Below are 14,888 nucleotides of genomic sequence, written 5' to 3'. Positions count from 1 at the left end.
TCGGGACGGCCTTCGTGAAACTTGGTCACATAAGCGACGTGATTGGGTGACCTGCGCGACTCTGCTTGAGACACCAAGAGCCGTCAATGAGCGCCCAAGAACCTGTCTCAGTAGGACAAGGACTCAGACAAGATGGAAACTTGTGCGCTCAAGTCCGGATCACCGTCGTACACCACCGATCCGGACTTGACCGGTCGGCGGCGCCTTCACCGCAATGAGCGCGTTGGGACCTGCGTCGAACCGCCGCGAGTCACCGCACGTCGCGGGCCGGCAAACGGCCTTGCCCAGAAGTGCTCGATGCCCGTTGACGTTGTGCCGGTAGCTCAGTCGTAGTACCCGGGTCGGGCTACCAAGACTGACTCGAAGTGCCGGCCTTCGTCATCCTCCGCACTCTCTGGCACCGCTGGTCGCCAGAGAGCCAAGAGCAGACCTGCGGCTGTGACCGAGCGGCCACCGTCAGTGACCTCGACTGGGGTCTTCCGGCGCAACTGCTCGACCACGTCCTCCGCAGGCGTGCCGAAGACGTCGATATCGTCGAAGGCGACGATCTCGCCGTTGTCGGCCCGACCTAGCTCGACCGCGTTCACGACATCGGCTTCGTCGAAGTAGACGAAGACAGACAACCCCGATGAGTGCCGCACGGACAAGGATGGATTGACCTCGTCAGTGCGACGAAAGGGCTGAGGGTCGCCGTAGGCAGCGCACTGCCGGGTCGCCTCCGCACGTGTTGCCCCGATAAGGACCCCAGCCGCTCCCGTCGGCGGCTCCAGCACAATGCCCATGTGTGAGTACACCATCCAGGTCGCCCGAACCGGCACCTGTGGGTGTGTCGGTCTCATCCTCAAGCCGATGAGCGGACGTGGACGTGGACGTGCAGATATGACTCGCGGTGGGCGGTTCGCCACCCGCGAATGCGAACTTTCTCGCGGTGGATCTCCGGACCCGCGCTGGCTAAGGTCCGAGGCATGGTTTCGGTGGCCGCTCAGATGCTTGGAGCATCTTGGCAAGCCTCGGGTTTGCGGCTCGACCAGCGTTGCGGAGGGCTTACCGACACCGAGTACCTCTGGTGCCCAGCGGCGGACGCCTGGACCATCAGACCGGACCCCGACCGGCCTGGTCGCTGGACGTACGAGTACGACTTCGCCCCGCCTCCTCCAGCGCCAATCACCAGCATCTCGTGGCGGATCGTCCACCTCATCGCCGACAACGAGATCTATTGGGAGTACGCCTTCGGCCCGGGCAAGCGCACCTTCCCGGACCTGGAGGTGCCGCACACGGCACGGCGGGCGCTGGATCTTTGGCGGGCCAGTCGCAAGCCCGTGACGAAGTGGCTCCAGACCGCAACTGACCAGGACCTCCAAGAGCCGCGGCCCAGCCATCTTGGCGCAGAGAAGACGGCAGGAGAGGTCGTACGCATCCTGCTCGACGAGCAAACACATCACGGTGCCGAAATCGCACTCCTGCGCGACCTGTACCTCCGGCGAGAAGAAAGCGCTGGCGTCTCATAGCGGTCCCCTTCCGCCCGGTCATACCGAGAACACACAGTGATGTTCTGAAGCCCAGCCCCTTCGAGCGACGTACGACATACCCCCGCGTTCACCCGGTGTGGCGCGATGGCATCGCGACGGTGGCCGCGTCGTAGTTGTCTGCGGGCGTCACTACGCTCGGATCCGCGGACAGGGGCGCTCGTACCTGTAGGTGACAACAATGGAGCCGCGGATCCAACAAGCCTGAGGAGAACTGTGCTGGCGACATTCCCGGGACGCTGCGCGAGCTGCAACGGACCGATTCGAGCGGGCGACGAGATCCTCAGCGCCGCCGGCAACACCTCCTCGTGGTTGCATGCGGATTGCCGGACCGAGCTGCTTCTCCCGGGCTTCAAGGCGCCTCAGCCTTTTGCGTCCGCGTCTTCGCGCGGCAAGACCGCGGGCAAGGCTCGCGCGCCGAAGGAGCCGATGGCCGCTCCCGAGGGTGCGACCTTCGTGTACACCGACGGCGCCTGCTCGGGAAACCCTGGCCCCGGCGGCTGGGCATGGGCGATCGACCGCGATCGCTTCGCGTCAGGCTCCGAACGACCGAGCACGAATCAGCGGATGGAGATCCGCGCCGCCCTCGAGGCTGTCACCACGCTCCACGGGCCGCTGGTCGTGGTGAGTGACTCGACCTACGTGGTGAACTGCTTCCGCGACCAGTGGTGGGACGGGTGGCTCACGCGAGGTTGGACCACGTCGGCGAAGAAGCCAGTCGCGAACCGTGACCTGTGGGAGCCGCTAGTACTCGCGGTCCTGGAACGCGGCGACGTCGCCTTCCAATGGGTCAAGGGTCACTCCGGTCACGAGATGAACGACCTCGTCGACGAGCTGGCCGTGGCGGCCAGCCTCAGTCGGGACTAGGAAGCGTCCCCTTGTGCCGTTGAGCAGAGTGCGGACACAGGTCGGCGCCTCGGGCGGGAGGCTGGCGACAGGTCTAGCGTCGATCGGATCCCCAACCACCTAGACCGTGCATGCGGCGGGCAGGGCCTGGGGCACAACCCGGTCGCCGCGAGAGGTGACCTCATGTCCAGCACCACCATCCTTCTCCCGTTCCAGCCGGCGACGATGTCCAAGGCCCAACTCGCTGCGGTGTCGTTCCTAGCGCGCTATGCCGGGCACAACCCCTTCAGCGCGTGGCAACTGCCTTGATGAGGAGGCAGTCCCACCACGCCCGGGCGAGGCTAGGCTCGAACCATGAGCCCCACAGACAGCGGCCCCGGTCCCCAGGCGTTCAACCTAGAGCGGGAGACGCTCGAGAACCCGAACTACCGCACCGTGGTCTGGAGCGGCAAGTACCTACAGGTGACGCTCATGTCGATCCCAGTGAACGGCGACATCGGACTGGAGAAGCACCCTGACACCGACCAGTTCATCAGGCTCGACCGCGGCCGCGGCCGAGCTCAGATGGGGCCCAGCAAGGACGAGCTGACCTTCGACCAAGAGGTGACCGACGGCTGGTGCGTCATCGTTCCGGCCGGCAGCTGGCACAACGTGACCAACATCGGCGACGAGCCGATGCAGCTGTACACCGTCTATGCGCCGCAACACCACAAGCCGGGCAAGGTGCATCAGACCAAGGCGATCGCCGACGCCGACACCGACGACGAACCCGCAGAGTGGTCGGTGCAACCAGCCTCAGCCATGGACCAACGCGCCTAGCCTGAGCCCTGACCGACATCTCCGCTGCGACGAGAGTCCTTCCGCCGCGTGCCGACCTCCTGACGTCGGCAATCGACAGTCATTACTCAAGGCGCCGTGTCACGCCTACCGGGCGCCAGAAGGCGCATCACCGTGTGGCACCGTCTACAGATGACCACGTCGCCAGTCCTGCGTAGCGTCGATGCGATCACGGTCCCTGTACCTGGACTGGACGAGGGACTCGCGTTCTATCGCGACCGGCTCGGACACCAGGTGGTGTGGCGAAACGACGCAGTCGGGCAGGCAGGTCTGGCTCTTCCTGACAGCCGAGTCGAGTTGGTGTTGAGCACGCGACAGCGGATGGAACCCAACTGGCTGGTCGAGAGCATTGACACGGCCGTACATGATCTCGTGGAAGCCGGCGCCAGTGTTGCAGCGGAACCCGCGACGATCCCTGTCGGCAGAGTGGCGGTCGTCATTGACCCCTTTGGCAATCCGCTCGTCCTCGTCGAGCTCACCCGCGGGTACGGGACCGCGACAGATAGAGGTGCCGACGCGGAATGACATGCGGTTCGCCCTCCTGGAGCGTGAACGCGTCTCTCCATCGCGTGGGGGCCAGGCCGGTGCGTTGCCGAGGCGTTGACGGGTTCTCCGTGGTGCGTCTGATGGCGCGGGCAGCGAGGTGCGGCCGCGGCCCCGGGCGGGCAGACGACGCAGCACCAGGCAGGACCCACTCGCGACGCTCAGCGGCTGGCGCGAGCCAACGGGGTGCCGTCCAAGGCGTAGCGGAAGGCCACCAGCGAGTCGAAGACCTGTAGAACGCCGGCTTCCTGCAGCTCACCGACGGAGAAGCCGCCGGTGCGGACCCCGAGGGTCGGGATGTTGAGCTTGGCCGCGGCCTGGGCGTCGTAGATCGAGTCGCCCACCATGATGGCGCTGGCGCCGTCGACCTTGGCGATCGCGGCTGCCACGATGTCCGGCTCGGGCTTGCTCTTCTCGACATCGTCCGAGGTCGTCCAGGCATCGGCGAGGGACTTGCCGTCGATGAGGTCGAGGAAGGCCTCGACGTGCTGGGACTTGCCCGAGCTGGCCAGAACCAGCCGGAAGCCGCGCTCCTTGACCTCGGCCAACAGCTCGTGCGCACCTTCGAAGGGCTGGATCTCGCCGATCAGCTCGTCGAACTCCTCCGCCCACGCCTCGCGCAGGTCGTCCCCGTGCGCGTCCTCGGCCTCCCGACCGGCGACGGCCGAGACGAACTGGTCCCCACCCATCCCGATGCCGCGGTGGATGCGCCACATCGGGCGGGTGATGTCATAGCGGCGCAGGGCGCGGAACCACGCCAGGGCATGCTGGTAGTTGGTGTCCACGAGAGTGCCGTCGACATCGAAGATCGCCGTATCCGCCATGGCTCCTTCATACCCCGCGGGGCAGCCGTCACCAGCCCCGCGACCCGACCGGAAGCTGTCAGCTCAGGGCCGCCGACCTACTTCATCGCGGGACGGATTGCGTGCGCGGAGCGGTGGCGTCGACGATGACGGCGAGCTGCCCAGCGGGCTGCTTCGCTGACAGCCGCCGCCGCGGCAACGGCCAGCGTCAGAGCCGTCAGGGCGAGGTCTCCCTTGTGATGATCCCGCAGTCGCATAACCCCAACATGCCCTCCGTCGCGTGCTGCAAACGCCGTCACGTGGGCCGGATGAGCCTGACCTGTCTGCCGCCACCCCGTTTGAAAAGCGATGTTGCCTGAGACTCGGCAGGTTGCACTCTTCGGCGCGGCCCTGCGCACCGTGCAAAGCCGGCCCCCACCCCTGATGTCCAGGCGTGGGGGCCGCTCGTACTGAACGTCGGCGCTAGCGGCTAACGACCGCCCATGCGCGCCCGCTCACCGCGGCCAGACCGTCTCGTCGAGGTCGGGCAGGGTGCCCTTCGCCAAGTCGTCAGTGTCCTTGGCGGTCAGGCGCCCGGGAGCGAAGCTGCTCATCGGCCCAGAGACCGGCAGGTTCAGCCGCGTGGAGCGCAGGTCGACGGCATACGTCCCTGAGCTGGTGTCGACGGCGATGACGCCATTGCTCGCCCCGCTGACGACGAGTCCAAGCTGGTGTCCGGCCGGGACGACGACGTCGTTCGCGGCCAGCTCGACGGTGACCTGGTGCGGGCCGGCCCCGTCGAGGCGGACCCAACCGCGAGCGAGCACCTGCAGCTGGGTGGTCTGCAGGCGACGCGTGACGTCCTTGTAGCAGGCGTCGTCCGTGGCGATGGACTCTCCCCAGCACGTCTCCGTGGCCAGGGTCAGGGCACCGTCACCGGTGGCGCTGACCCGGTCCATCGCGCCGTAGTCGACGAGCATGACCGACACCTGCCCGACCGGAGCCGAGAGGGTCACCGTGAGGTCGACCGTCGGCGTGCCCGAGATCCGGACGTCCCCCGTCACCGCTCCGGTGAGGAACTGCACGCGGTTCGGGTTGGCGGCCAGCGAGACTGCGTTCGTCTCGGACAGGCGGGAGTTGTTGACGTAGGAGGCCGTGCCCGAGCCCTGCTTGCCGAGGGCCATCGTGCCGTCCTCGCGCGGGTTGAGCGACATCGTGCGTGCGGACTGGATGGGCCACGTCTTCGAGGTCTCCCACTGGTTCGGAGCGGTCTCGACCCGGACGGCCGGCTCGTGGTCGACCCCGTTGTCGATCCCCATGAGCTCGTGGTCGAACCACCGGTTCAGGGTGGTGACCCACTCCTGCCGGTCGTGGTCGAACGGGTCGACGTGCCCGAGGCGGCTGAGCCACATCTTGCGCTCGACGCCGCTCTGCCCCAACGCTTCCCACCACTTGGAGGCGTTCATCGTCTTGACGTTGTTGTCCTGGAGCCCGTGGACGATGAAGACGCTCGCCTTGACGTTGGACGCGTCGTAGAAGGTGCCGTCGCGGTAGTCGCGCTCGGCCCAGAAGTCCGTGTAGGCGCCGGTGGCGTCGCCGTCGTTGGCGTCCATGTACGCCAGCCGTGCCGAGCAGTCCGTCGCGATGGTGCGGCGCTGCGCGATGGTGCGCGAGAGGCTGCTCGCGTAGTGGCGCGACTTCACGGCTCCCTGCCAGCGGTTGTAGTCGTACCACGAGCTGATGGCGCTGATCGGCACGATCGTCTTGAGCCCGTCCACGCCGGTGGCGGCGACGCCATTGGCCAGCGTGCCGTCGTAGGACTTGCCGATCATCCCTGTGCTGCCGTTGCTCCAGGTCGCCTGGACGAGTGCGCCGCTCGAGTCGTGGGCGCTGCCCTTCCCGTTGAGCCACTCGACGACCGCCTTGGCGGACTCGACGTCGGAGCGGCCACCCTCGTCGGTGCACCCGGTCGAGCGGGCCGTTCCGGCCATGTCGACGGCGACGAAGGCGTAGCCGCGGGGGACGAAGTAGTTGTCGTAGTAGAGCGGGAACTTCGTCGGGCTGCCGTCAGCCGCATACTCCTTGAACTCGCCGTCGTTGCCGCGGCCGAGGCTCAGGTAGTAGGGGCTGGCGTCCATGATGACCGGCGCCCGCGCGGTGCCGTCGAGCTCGCGCGGCCGGATGATGTCGGTGGCGATGCGCTCTGCCTGGCCGTCCCCGTCCAGGTCGGGCGTGTCGACCCAGACGGTCTCGCGGATGGCCGTCGCGTAGTCGTACCTCGGCGAGGTCATCCCGTCGACCAGAGTGACGGGCGGGGTATCGGTGACGCTGGTCGATGCGGCGTTGGCCTCCCCGACAGTCCCCATGGCCAACGGTGCGGCCACGGCGAGCGAGCTGGCGAGGGCAAGGATCCTGGCTCTCATGCGAGTCCTTCCTGCCCCCGGAACCGGCGACGTCCCTTGAGGGTGAGGGGCTTTCTCAAAGTAGCGACGAAATGCCCGGAAATGGCGGCACGACGAGCCCGAATGCTTCGCTGTCCACTCTTCTGTCCGAATGTCACCGACAGGCCGCGGACGCCCACGCCCCCGTGACAGCGCCGACCAACGGCGCTGTCACGGGGGCGTCCTGGTCACTTGGTGATGAGCACCGAGCCGCTCAGCGCGGGCACGGTCAGGGTCAGCTTGCCCTTGACCGGCTGCACCGCACGGCCCGTCATGGCATCGGTGTACGGCTTGTCGCCGTAGCCGACGGGCAGCTCGACGGTGACCTCGCGAGGCGACGTCGAGTTGTTGAAGGCCGTGACGGCGCGCACGCCCTGGTACTTCCTCGTCAGGACGATGATGTTGTCGTCCAGCTGCACCGGTGCATCGATGGAGCCGCGCTTGAGCACCTCGTTCTGGTTGCGCAGGCCGATCATCTTCTGGAAGTCGGCGAGCATCGCGGTGTCCGGCGTTCCGCCCTTGTCGGCCCAGGGGTAGGTGGCTCGGTTCAGCGGGTCCGCTCCACCGGTGACGCCGACCTCGTCGCCGTAGTAGACCGCAGGCGCTCCGGGGAAGGTCATCTGGAACAGCACGGCCAGCCGGAAACGCGCCTTGGCCTGGTCGACCTGCGCCGCAGTCCCCGTGCCCGTGTCACCGAGCTCGTACAGCGTCCGGGCCACGTCGTGGGTCGACAGCAGGTTCATCAGGGCGTAGAACGCCTGCGGGGGGTAGGCCTCGCGGATCAGCTCGATGCTCTGGTAGGCCTGCTTGGCGTTGCGGCCGCTGGCGTAGTCGATGACCGCGTTGCGGAAGATGTAGTTCATCGTGGTGTCGAACTCGTCTCCGAGGAAGTACTTGGAGGAGTCGAACCACGTCTCCGCCACGGTCAGCGCGTCGGGCCGGTGCGCCTTGATGGCCGCACGCCACTCCCGCCAGAACTGGTCGCTCACCCAGGGGGCGACGTCCATGCGCCATCCGGCGGTCCCGTGGTCCAGCCAGGTGTTCATCACCGAGTCGGGCTTACGGAAGGCGAAGTCCTTGAAGCCCTCCGACTCCGTCAGCTCCGGCAGTGAGGGGCCGCCCCAGCCGGAGTACTGGCTGTCCGGGTTGGTCCTGTCGGGGAAGAAGGTGTACCAGTCGGCATACGGCGAGTCGGGCTGGATCTTCGAGTTCTCGAACGCTCCGGTGCCCGGGAAGTTGGCGTAGCGGTCGAAGTAGACCGAGTCGCTACCCGTGTGGTTCAGCGAGGTGTCGAGGATGACGCGCATCCCGCGGGCCTTCGCCTCCTTGGTCAGCCGGCTGACGTCGTCGTTCGTGCCGAAGCTGTCGTCGACCTTGAGGTAGTCGGCGGTGTCGTACTTGTGGTTGCTGCCCGCCTCGAAGATCGGGTTGATGTAGAGCGTGTTGACCCCGAGCTTCTTCAGGTAGTCGAGCTTCTCGATGATGCCGGCGAGGTCGCCGCCGAAGAAGTCGTTGTTGTACGTGTTGTCGTCGGTGGTGGACCCGTCGGCGTTGCCGGGGACATAGGGCTTGTCCAGCCAGTTGGTGTGGAACTCGATCGGGCCATCGAGATAGGTGGCGCGGCCCGGTTGCGGGTCGTTCGCGGTGTCCCCGTTACGGAAGCGCTCCGGGAAGATGTAGTAGTAGACGGCGTCCTGGGCCCAGTCCGGCACCGTGAAGCCCGGGTCGTAGACCGTCTGCCGGTAGCGGCGCACCTGCTTGGGATCCGACGGTGCGAAGGCGATCTGGCCGACTCCGAAGGAGCCGCGCTCGGTCGTCCAGTAGATCGAGTCGTCGTTGTTCTCGTAGACGTACTGCTGGCCGCCGATCGAGAGCTCGAAGTGGTAGCCGTACACGCTCTTGGCGGCGAAGCGGTACGAGGCGCTCCACTGCTCGAGGTCGCCGTCCTTGGTACGCGTCATGGGCACCGTGACCGGGTCGAGGTACTCGATGACCTCCTGGTTGCCCTCCAGGCGGCGGGTCTCCACCACCAGCGCGGCCGAGGTCACCCCCGGGGGAGCCGTCAGGGAGAAGTGGGCCTTCTGCCCCGTCGTCATCGCGCCGTACGGCGTCTTGAAGGCGCTGTCGCGGGAGTCGTACTTCACCTGTCGGGCCACGGAGTCGGTGACCTGGGCGGGCAAGCCGGGGTTGACCCACGTCTTCTGCGTGATCGTCAGGGTCGGGTGCTGGTCGGCGCCCTCGAAGCTCACCCGCAGCGTGTGCTCGCCGGTGAAGTCGAAGCGCAGCTTGGCGATGGCTCCGTCGGCCTCCGAGGCCAGAGGGAACGGCTGGTTCGGTGTCACGACGTCGTTGCCGGAGGCGGGCGCGCCCAGACGCGTCGTGGCCGGACCGATGGGGTCGAGGATCGTGAACTCGTGCGTGCCCTGGAGGTCGACGTTCAGGTAGTAGCCGTCACAGCTGTACTGGAAGAAGTCGGCGGGGCGCGGGGTGTATCCGTTGAAGTCGCCGCTGAGCGCGAGCAGAGCGGGATCCAGCGGGTTCTGCGCGCACGAGCTGATGGTCAGCGTCGGTGTCGTCTTCGACGCGGAGACGTCCAGCACCAGCTTGTGCACTCCGGCAAACGTGTAGGTCAGGTTGGAGCCTCGCAGCGCCAACTTCAGCGGGACCCCGGGCTGCGGGCGACCGCCGGCCGCGCCCCCACCGAAGTCGGCGTCGGCGGACCAGCCGGCGTCGGCGACCTTGAAGTCACTGCTGCCGTTGAGGTTGACCGTCAGCTCGAACCGGTTGCAGTTGTAGGCGAACTGGTAGTCAGGGCTGGCTGACCAGCCGTTGAACCCACCCTTGAGGTAGAGCGGACGATTCCCGAACGGGTTGTCGATACACGGCGCTTCGGCAGCCGCCGCGGACGGGGTTGCCGCACCCGAGAACATCGTGGCAGAGCTGAACACCAACGCGAAGAGGGCGGTGACCGCCGCCAGCAACGCTCGTTTGGACCTGCGCATACATAGCCTCCCTGCTAAGAGCGCCGCCGGCACGGGATGTGCACTGCGTAGACCCCCGACCTCTGAACCGTCGGCGAACGGAGTTACGCAAGCGCTTACGCGACACGAGCATGGCGAAGCATGTCCGGACATGTCAAGGGTTGCGCCGTTCGCGCTATCTCGTCGTGCGAGGGGGGCCGCTGGTGCCTCGGATGACCAGCTGGGTCGGCAGCGTCAGGTGCTGCTGCTCCACGTGCTGTCCGCTGAGGAGCTGGAAGACCAGGCTCCCCGCTGTCTGCCCGAGCTCGAGGACCGGCTGGCGCACGGTGGTCAGCTCGACGACCTCGGCCATCTCATGGTCATCGATGCCCACCAGCGAAACCGTCTGCGGGACGGCGATACCGCAGCGACGCAGAGTCCGCAGCGCGCCGAAGGCCATCTCGTCGGAGAAGGCGACCACGGCGGTCGGTGGTCGCGGAAGACTGAGCAGGCGAGCCATCCCCTCGGCGCCCCCGGCAGTTCCCCACTGCGCGTGCACCATGAGCTCTTCCTCCACCGGAAGGTCGGCGTCACGGAGGGCGTTCAGATGCCCCTGCAGGCGGTCCTGTGGACCGGCATAGGGCAGCCGCCACCGGCCTGAAGCGTTGATCAGGGCCACCCGCTCGTGTCCAGCGAGCACCAGGTGGTTCGTGGCCTGCCGAGCCGCCTCCACGTCGTCGACCCGGACATGAGGCTGCTCGGCCAACGTGCCGCCGGCCATCACCACGGTGACCCCCATCCGGTCGAGCTGAAGCTGCTCCTGCTCACTGACCGGGAACGCAAGGATGATGAGCGCGTCCACCTGGCGGCGAGCCGGAAGCTCCTCGAAGAACCTCCGTCGCTCCTCTTCGCGCTTGACCTCGTAGAGCAGCACATCGAGGTCGGATCCGCGAAGGGAGCTCATGATCCCTTCGAGCATGGACGCGTAGAACCAGTGCGCGACATCCGCGGTCACCACGGCAACCCGACCTCGGGATCCCTTGGCCAGTCGCGCAGCATCCGGAGAGACGGCGTAGTTCAGCTCGGCGGCCAGCCGGCGTATCCGGTCGCGCGTCGCGTCGGACACGCCAGGAGAGCCGCTCAGTGCCCGGGACACCGACGCGATGGAGACACCCGCCCGATCGGCGAGGTCAGACATGTTCAGGTCTCCGTGCCGCGCCACTTGCTGAAAATATCAAAGGCCGAACGAAAATTTTCGTTGAGGTCCGAAAGCGGGTCCTCTCACACCCGGTCGACCCCGTCAGACGGTGAAGCCGGTCGGGCGGATGACCCTCGCGGGCACGCCGGCGGCGATCATGTCGGCGGGGACGTCCTTGGTCACGACCGCTCCGGCCCCGATCACGGCACCGTCGCCGATGGTGACACCGGGCACGACTGTGACGCCGGCCCCCAGCCACACGTTGCGTCCGATCGTCACCGGCGCCGGCTCCATGTCGGCGCGCCGGGCCGGGTCCATCGAGTGGTTGAGCGTCGTGAGGGTGCTGCCGTGCCCGATCAGCGACCCGTCGCCGATGGTGATGCCGCCGGTGTCCTGGAAGCGGCAGCCCATGTTGATGAAGACGCCCTCGCCGAGCGTGAGGTTCTTGCCGAACTCGGAGTAGAACGGCGGGAAGACCGTCACCGACGCCGCCACGTCCCGACCGGTCAGCCGGGACAGCAGCGCCCGCACCTCGTCCGGCGAGCGGTAGTCGCCGTTCAGCTCGGCCAGCGTCCGCAGCGCCTCCTGCGACGCCTCGTGCATGAACGCGTGCGCCGCCGACCCGCCCTCGATGAGGCGTCCACTGTTCACGTGGTCGAGGAACTCCTCCAGCGTCACCGCGTTCACCTCGCCTCGACGATCGCCGTGACGGGACCGCGCTGGTCGGCGATCTCCGCAGCGGCGCCCGAGTCCAGGCGACCGAGGACGACGATGCCGGGGTAGTAGGACTGGTCGCCGTAGTAGAGGACGAGGTCGTTGCCGGGGGCGTAGTAGCCGACGTCCCCCACCTCCGGGTCCGCACCCTCCGGCTGCCCGTCGAGGGAGAGCGAGGACGGCAGCGGTCCCGTCTTCTCCACCCCGCCGTGGTCGACCATGTCGACGGTCACCGGCAGCTGTCGCAGCAGGTCGCGCGACGCCGCACTGTCCGTCAGCACAGCACCGAAGCGCTTCTCTCCCAACGTGATCACGATCTTCATCTGGTCCTCCACGAGGTCGGTCGACTGAGCGGAAACGGATGTCGTATGCCGTGTCGTGGCGGCCGGGACGGTCTGCGCGCGGCCGGGCGCCTCCCGGACGTCGACGGCCTCGACCGCCGAGCCACAGCCCGCGGCCAAGACCGTCGTCAGCCCGAAGGCCGCCACCGCGCCGTGCGTCCTTCTCGACAGTGACGCGACACTCACAGCGTCAGCAGCACCTTGGTCGCGCGGCGCTCGTCCATCGCCTGGTAGCCGGCAGCAGCCTCGGAGAGAGGCAAGGTGAGGTCGAAGACCTTGCCCGGGTCGATCTTGCGGTCCCAGATGAGCTGGATGAGCTCGGGCAGGTAGCGGCGCACCGGAGCCGGCCCACCGAGCGCGTGGATGCCGGCGAAGAACAGCTCGATTCCGGGGATCTGCACGTCGTGGTTGACGCCGACGTAGCCGAGGTGTCCGCCACCACGGGTCGCTCCGACGGCCTGCATGAACGACTCCTGGGTGCCGACGGCCTCGACGACGGAGTGAGCGCCCAGGCCGCCGGTCAGCTCCTTGATCTTGGCGACCCCGGCCTCGCCGCGCTCCTCGACGATGTCGGTGGCGCCGTAGTGGCGCGCGAGCTTCTGGCGCTCCGGGTGGCGCGACATGGCGATGATCCGGTCCGCGCCGAGCTGCTCGGCCGCGAGGATCGCCATCAGCCCGACGGCTCCGTCCCCGACGACCGCGACGGTCTTGCCGGGGCCCGCCTGAGCAGCGTCGGCGGCGAACCAGCCGGTGCCGAGCACGTCCGAGGCGGCGAGCAGCGACGGGATGAGGTCGTCGTCCGGCTGACCCGGCGTCGCCACGAGCGTGCCGTCGGCGTGCGGGATGCGAGCCCGCTCCGCCTGGGTGCCGATCCCGCCGTGGACGAACTCGGCGTGGACGCACTTGGACTGGAAGCCGGAACGGCAGATCTCGCAGGTGTTGTCGGAGATGACGAACGACCCCACGACGAAGTCGCCCACCTTGACGGTGCTCACCTCCGAGCCGACCTCCTCGACGACCCCGACGTACTCGTGCCCCATGAGGGTGTGGTCGACCGGCTCGACGCCGCGGTAGGGCCACAGGTCGCTGCCGCAGATGCACGTCGCCGTGAGGCGGACGATCGCGTCCGTCGGCTCGATGATCCTCGGGTCCTCGCGCTCCTCCACCCGCACGTCGCCGGGTCCGTACATGACAACTCCACGCATCGCGTGAACTCCTTCAGCTCGCTTCTCGCGGGCAGACGCCCGCCGGGCCGACGGCCCACCACACGAGTGAAGCCGCCGGCGAGAGGCCGAGGAAGTCCCTGTCGAGGCACGTACTGACAGGGCACCTCTCACGGCTCGGCCCACCCCTCGACGCGGCCTAGTCTCGAAGACGTGGACAACCGCCAAGAGGTGCGCGAGTTCCTCATGACCCGCCGCGCCCGCATCACCCCCGACCAGGTCGGCCTCCCCGTCAGCCGCGGCCGACGCGTGCCCGGCCTGCGCCGCAGCGAGGTCGCGACCATCGCCGGGCTCAGCGTCGAGTACTACGCCCGGCTCGAGCGCGGCCAGATCGCCGGCGCCTCGGCCGGCGTCCTCGACGCGGTCGCTCGCGCCCTGCAGCTCGACGACACCGAACGCGCCCACCTGCTCGACCTCGCGAGGACAGCGGACGGCATACCCACGTCCGGGCGTCCGCGCCGACGCGCGGCCGGCAAGCCCGCGTCCCGGCCCAGCCTGCAGTGGGCCCTCGAGTCGATCCGCGACGCCGTCGCCTTCGTGCGCGACCCCCACCAGAACCTGCTCGCCACCAACGCGCTCGGCCGCGCCTTCTACTCGCCCGTCATCGGCGAGGGCGGGCGCCTGCCCAACCTCGCTCGCTTCCAGTTCCTCGACCCGGCGAGCCGCGACTTCTACCCCGACTGGGAGCTCTTCGCCGGGATGTGTGTCGGCATCATGCGCACCGAGGCGGGCCGCGACCCGCACGACCGCGGCCTCCAGGACCTCGTCGGCGAGCTCTCCACGCGGAGTGAGGTGTTCCGCCGCCTCTGGAGCGCCCACGACGTGCGCACCCACGGCACGGGCACCAAGCGCTTCACCCACCCCGTCGTCGGCGAGCTGACCCTCGCCTACGAGGAGCTCGCCATCACCGCCGAGCCCGGCCTCGTCCTCATGGTCTACACCGCCGAGCCTGGCTCGCCCTCGGCCGAGCGCCTCCAGCTGCTCGCCTCCTGGGCCGCCGACACCGCGAGCCCCACCGCGACCACCGACACCGCGATCCACCACAGCCAGAAGGAAACCCATGCAGATCACCCGTAGCTCCGTCGACACCGTCAAGGGCCCGAGCGACTGGTTCACCGGCGACGTCTACATCGACGCGGTCGCCGCAGCACCGGCACCGTCGCGTGTCTCGGCCAACCTCGTGCACTTCATGCCCGGCGCCCGCACCCACTGGCACCGCCACCCGTTGAGCCAGACCGTCTTCGTCACCGAGGGCGTCGGCCTCTGCCAGCGCCGCGGCGGCCCGATCGAGGTCATCCGCCCCGGCGACCGCGTCCTCTTCGAGGCCGACGAGGAGCACTGGCACGGCGCCGCGCCCACCCGGCTCATGGTGCACGTCGCCATCAACGAGGGCGACGCCGACCACGACGTCGTGCACTGGCTGACCCCCGTCACCGACGAGGAGTATGCCGCCGCCCCCTCCCTCTCCGACTGACCC

The 14,888-nt window shown here is 68.0% G+C and carries 15 protein-coding genes; 7 read left to right on the top strand and 8 right to left on the bottom strand.

The window, feature by feature from the left end; genetic code table 11:
- Positions 1-323: 323 nt before the first annotated feature.
- Positions 324-623 (bottom strand): hypothetical protein, encoded by a 300-nt coding sequence (locus tag ACSQ2D_RS20960; protein ID WP_435987934.1) that lies wholly within the window; start codon positions 621-623, stop codon positions 324-326.
- Between the two features lie 342 nt (positions 624-965).
- Here ACSQ2D_RS20960 and ACSQ2D_RS20955 point away from each other — a divergent pair, with 342 nt between their 5' ends.
- The 5 genes from ACSQ2D_RS20955 (at position 966) to ACSQ2D_RS20935 (ending at position 3,734) form a co-directional block, all read left to right on the top strand.
- The gene (locus ACSQ2D_RS20955) at positions 966-1,508 is read left to right on the top strand and encodes a DinB family protein (protein ID WP_435987933.1); all 543 of its coding nucleotides are present in this window, start codon (positions 966-968) and stop codon (positions 1,506-1,508) included.
- A 234-nt stretch (positions 1,509-1,742) separates the two neighbouring features.
- The gene (locus ACSQ2D_RS20950; protein WP_435987932.1) at positions 1,743-2,393 is read left to right on the top strand and encodes an RNase H family protein; all 651 of its coding nucleotides are present in this window, start codon (positions 1,743-1,745) and stop codon (positions 2,391-2,393) included.
- A gap of 162 nt (positions 2,394-2,555) precedes the next feature.
- Entirely contained in the window at positions 2,556-2,681 is a 126-nt protein-coding gene (locus tag ACSQ2D_RS20945) for a hypothetical protein (RefSeq protein ID WP_435987931.1), read from the top strand.
- 45 nt (positions 2,682-2,726) lie between these two features.
- Positions 2,727-3,191, top strand: coding sequence for a cupin domain-containing protein (locus ACSQ2D_RS20940; RefSeq protein ID WP_435987930.1), 465 nt, complete (start codon positions 2,727-2,729; stop codon positions 3,189-3,191).
- Between the two features lie 150 nt (positions 3,192-3,341).
- The gene (locus ACSQ2D_RS20935) at positions 3,342-3,734 is read left to right on the top strand and encodes a VOC family protein (RefSeq protein WP_435987929.1); all 393 of its coding nucleotides are present in this window, start codon (positions 3,342-3,344) and stop codon (positions 3,732-3,734) included.
- A 179-nt stretch (positions 3,735-3,913) separates the two neighbouring features.
- Here the strand turns inward: ACSQ2D_RS20935 and ACSQ2D_RS20930 are convergent, their stop codons facing one another.
- From ACSQ2D_RS20930 to ACSQ2D_RS20900, 7 genes are all read right to left on the bottom strand, one after another.
- Positions 3,914-4,576, bottom strand: a complete 663-nt coding sequence (locus ACSQ2D_RS20930) for an HAD family hydrolase (RefSeq protein WP_435987928.1) — start codon at positions 4,574-4,576, stop codon at positions 3,914-3,916.
- Positions 4,577-5,049: 473 nt separating this feature from the next.
- A complete protein-coding gene (locus ACSQ2D_RS20925; RefSeq protein WP_435987927.1) occupies positions 5,050-6,957 on the bottom strand; it encodes a CocE/NonD family hydrolase in 1,908 nt (635 codons plus the stop codon).
- Between the two features lie 206 nt (positions 6,958-7,163).
- Complete coding sequence (locus tag ACSQ2D_RS20920) at positions 7,164-9,977, bottom strand: alpha-amylase family glycosyl hydrolase (RefSeq protein WP_435987926.1); 2,814 nt, start codon at positions 9,975-9,977, stop codon at positions 7,164-7,166.
- 154 nt (positions 9,978-10,131) lie between these two features.
- Complete coding sequence (locus tag ACSQ2D_RS20915) at positions 10,132-11,133, bottom strand: LacI family DNA-binding transcriptional regulator (protein WP_435987925.1); 1,002 nt, start codon at positions 11,131-11,133, stop codon at positions 10,132-10,134.
- A gap of 102 nt (positions 11,134-11,235) precedes the next feature.
- On the bottom strand, positions 11,236-11,811 hold the full coding sequence (locus ACSQ2D_RS20910; RefSeq protein ID WP_435987924.1) for a sugar O-acetyltransferase: 576 nt from the start codon (positions 11,809-11,811) through the stop codon (positions 11,236-11,238).
- A 5-nt stretch (positions 11,812-11,816) separates the two neighbouring features.
- Positions 11,817-12,374 carry a cyclophilin-like fold protein gene (locus ACSQ2D_RS20905; protein WP_435987923.1) on the bottom strand — a complete coding sequence of 186 codons (558 nt, stop codon included), beginning with the start codon at positions 12,372-12,374 and terminating at the stop codon, positions 11,817-11,819.
- Positions 12,371-13,393 carry a zinc-dependent alcohol dehydrogenase family protein gene (locus ACSQ2D_RS20900; RefSeq protein WP_435987922.1) on the bottom strand — a complete coding sequence of 341 codons (1,023 nt, stop codon included), beginning with the start codon at positions 13,391-13,393 and terminating at the stop codon, positions 12,371-12,373. The genes ACSQ2D_RS20905 and ACSQ2D_RS20900 overlap by 4 nt, the downstream gene beginning before the upstream one ends.
- A gap of 171 nt (positions 13,394-13,564) precedes the next feature.
- Here ACSQ2D_RS20900 and ACSQ2D_RS20895 point away from each other — a divergent pair, with 171 nt between their 5' ends.
- Together ACSQ2D_RS20895 and ACSQ2D_RS20890 are read left to right on the top strand one after the other, a co-directional pair.
- On the top strand, positions 13,565-14,488 hold the full coding sequence (locus tag ACSQ2D_RS20895; protein ID WP_435987921.1) for a helix-turn-helix transcriptional regulator: 924 nt from the start codon (positions 13,565-13,567) through the stop codon (positions 14,486-14,488).
- Positions 14,472-14,885, top strand: a complete 414-nt coding sequence (locus ACSQ2D_RS20890; protein ID WP_435987920.1) for a (R)-mandelonitrile lyase — start codon at positions 14,472-14,474, stop codon at positions 14,883-14,885. The genes ACSQ2D_RS20895 and ACSQ2D_RS20890 overlap by 17 nt, the downstream gene beginning before the upstream one ends.
- The last annotated feature ends 3 nt before the right edge of the window (positions 14,886-14,888 follow it).

It is taken from the genome of Terrabacter sp. LjRoot27 (assembly GCF_964254175.1).
Taxonomy (GTDB): Bacteria; Actinomycetota; Actinomycetes; order Actinomycetales; family Dermatophilaceae; genus Terrabacter.
This window is presented reverse-complemented; position numbering and strand designations above follow the sequence as displayed.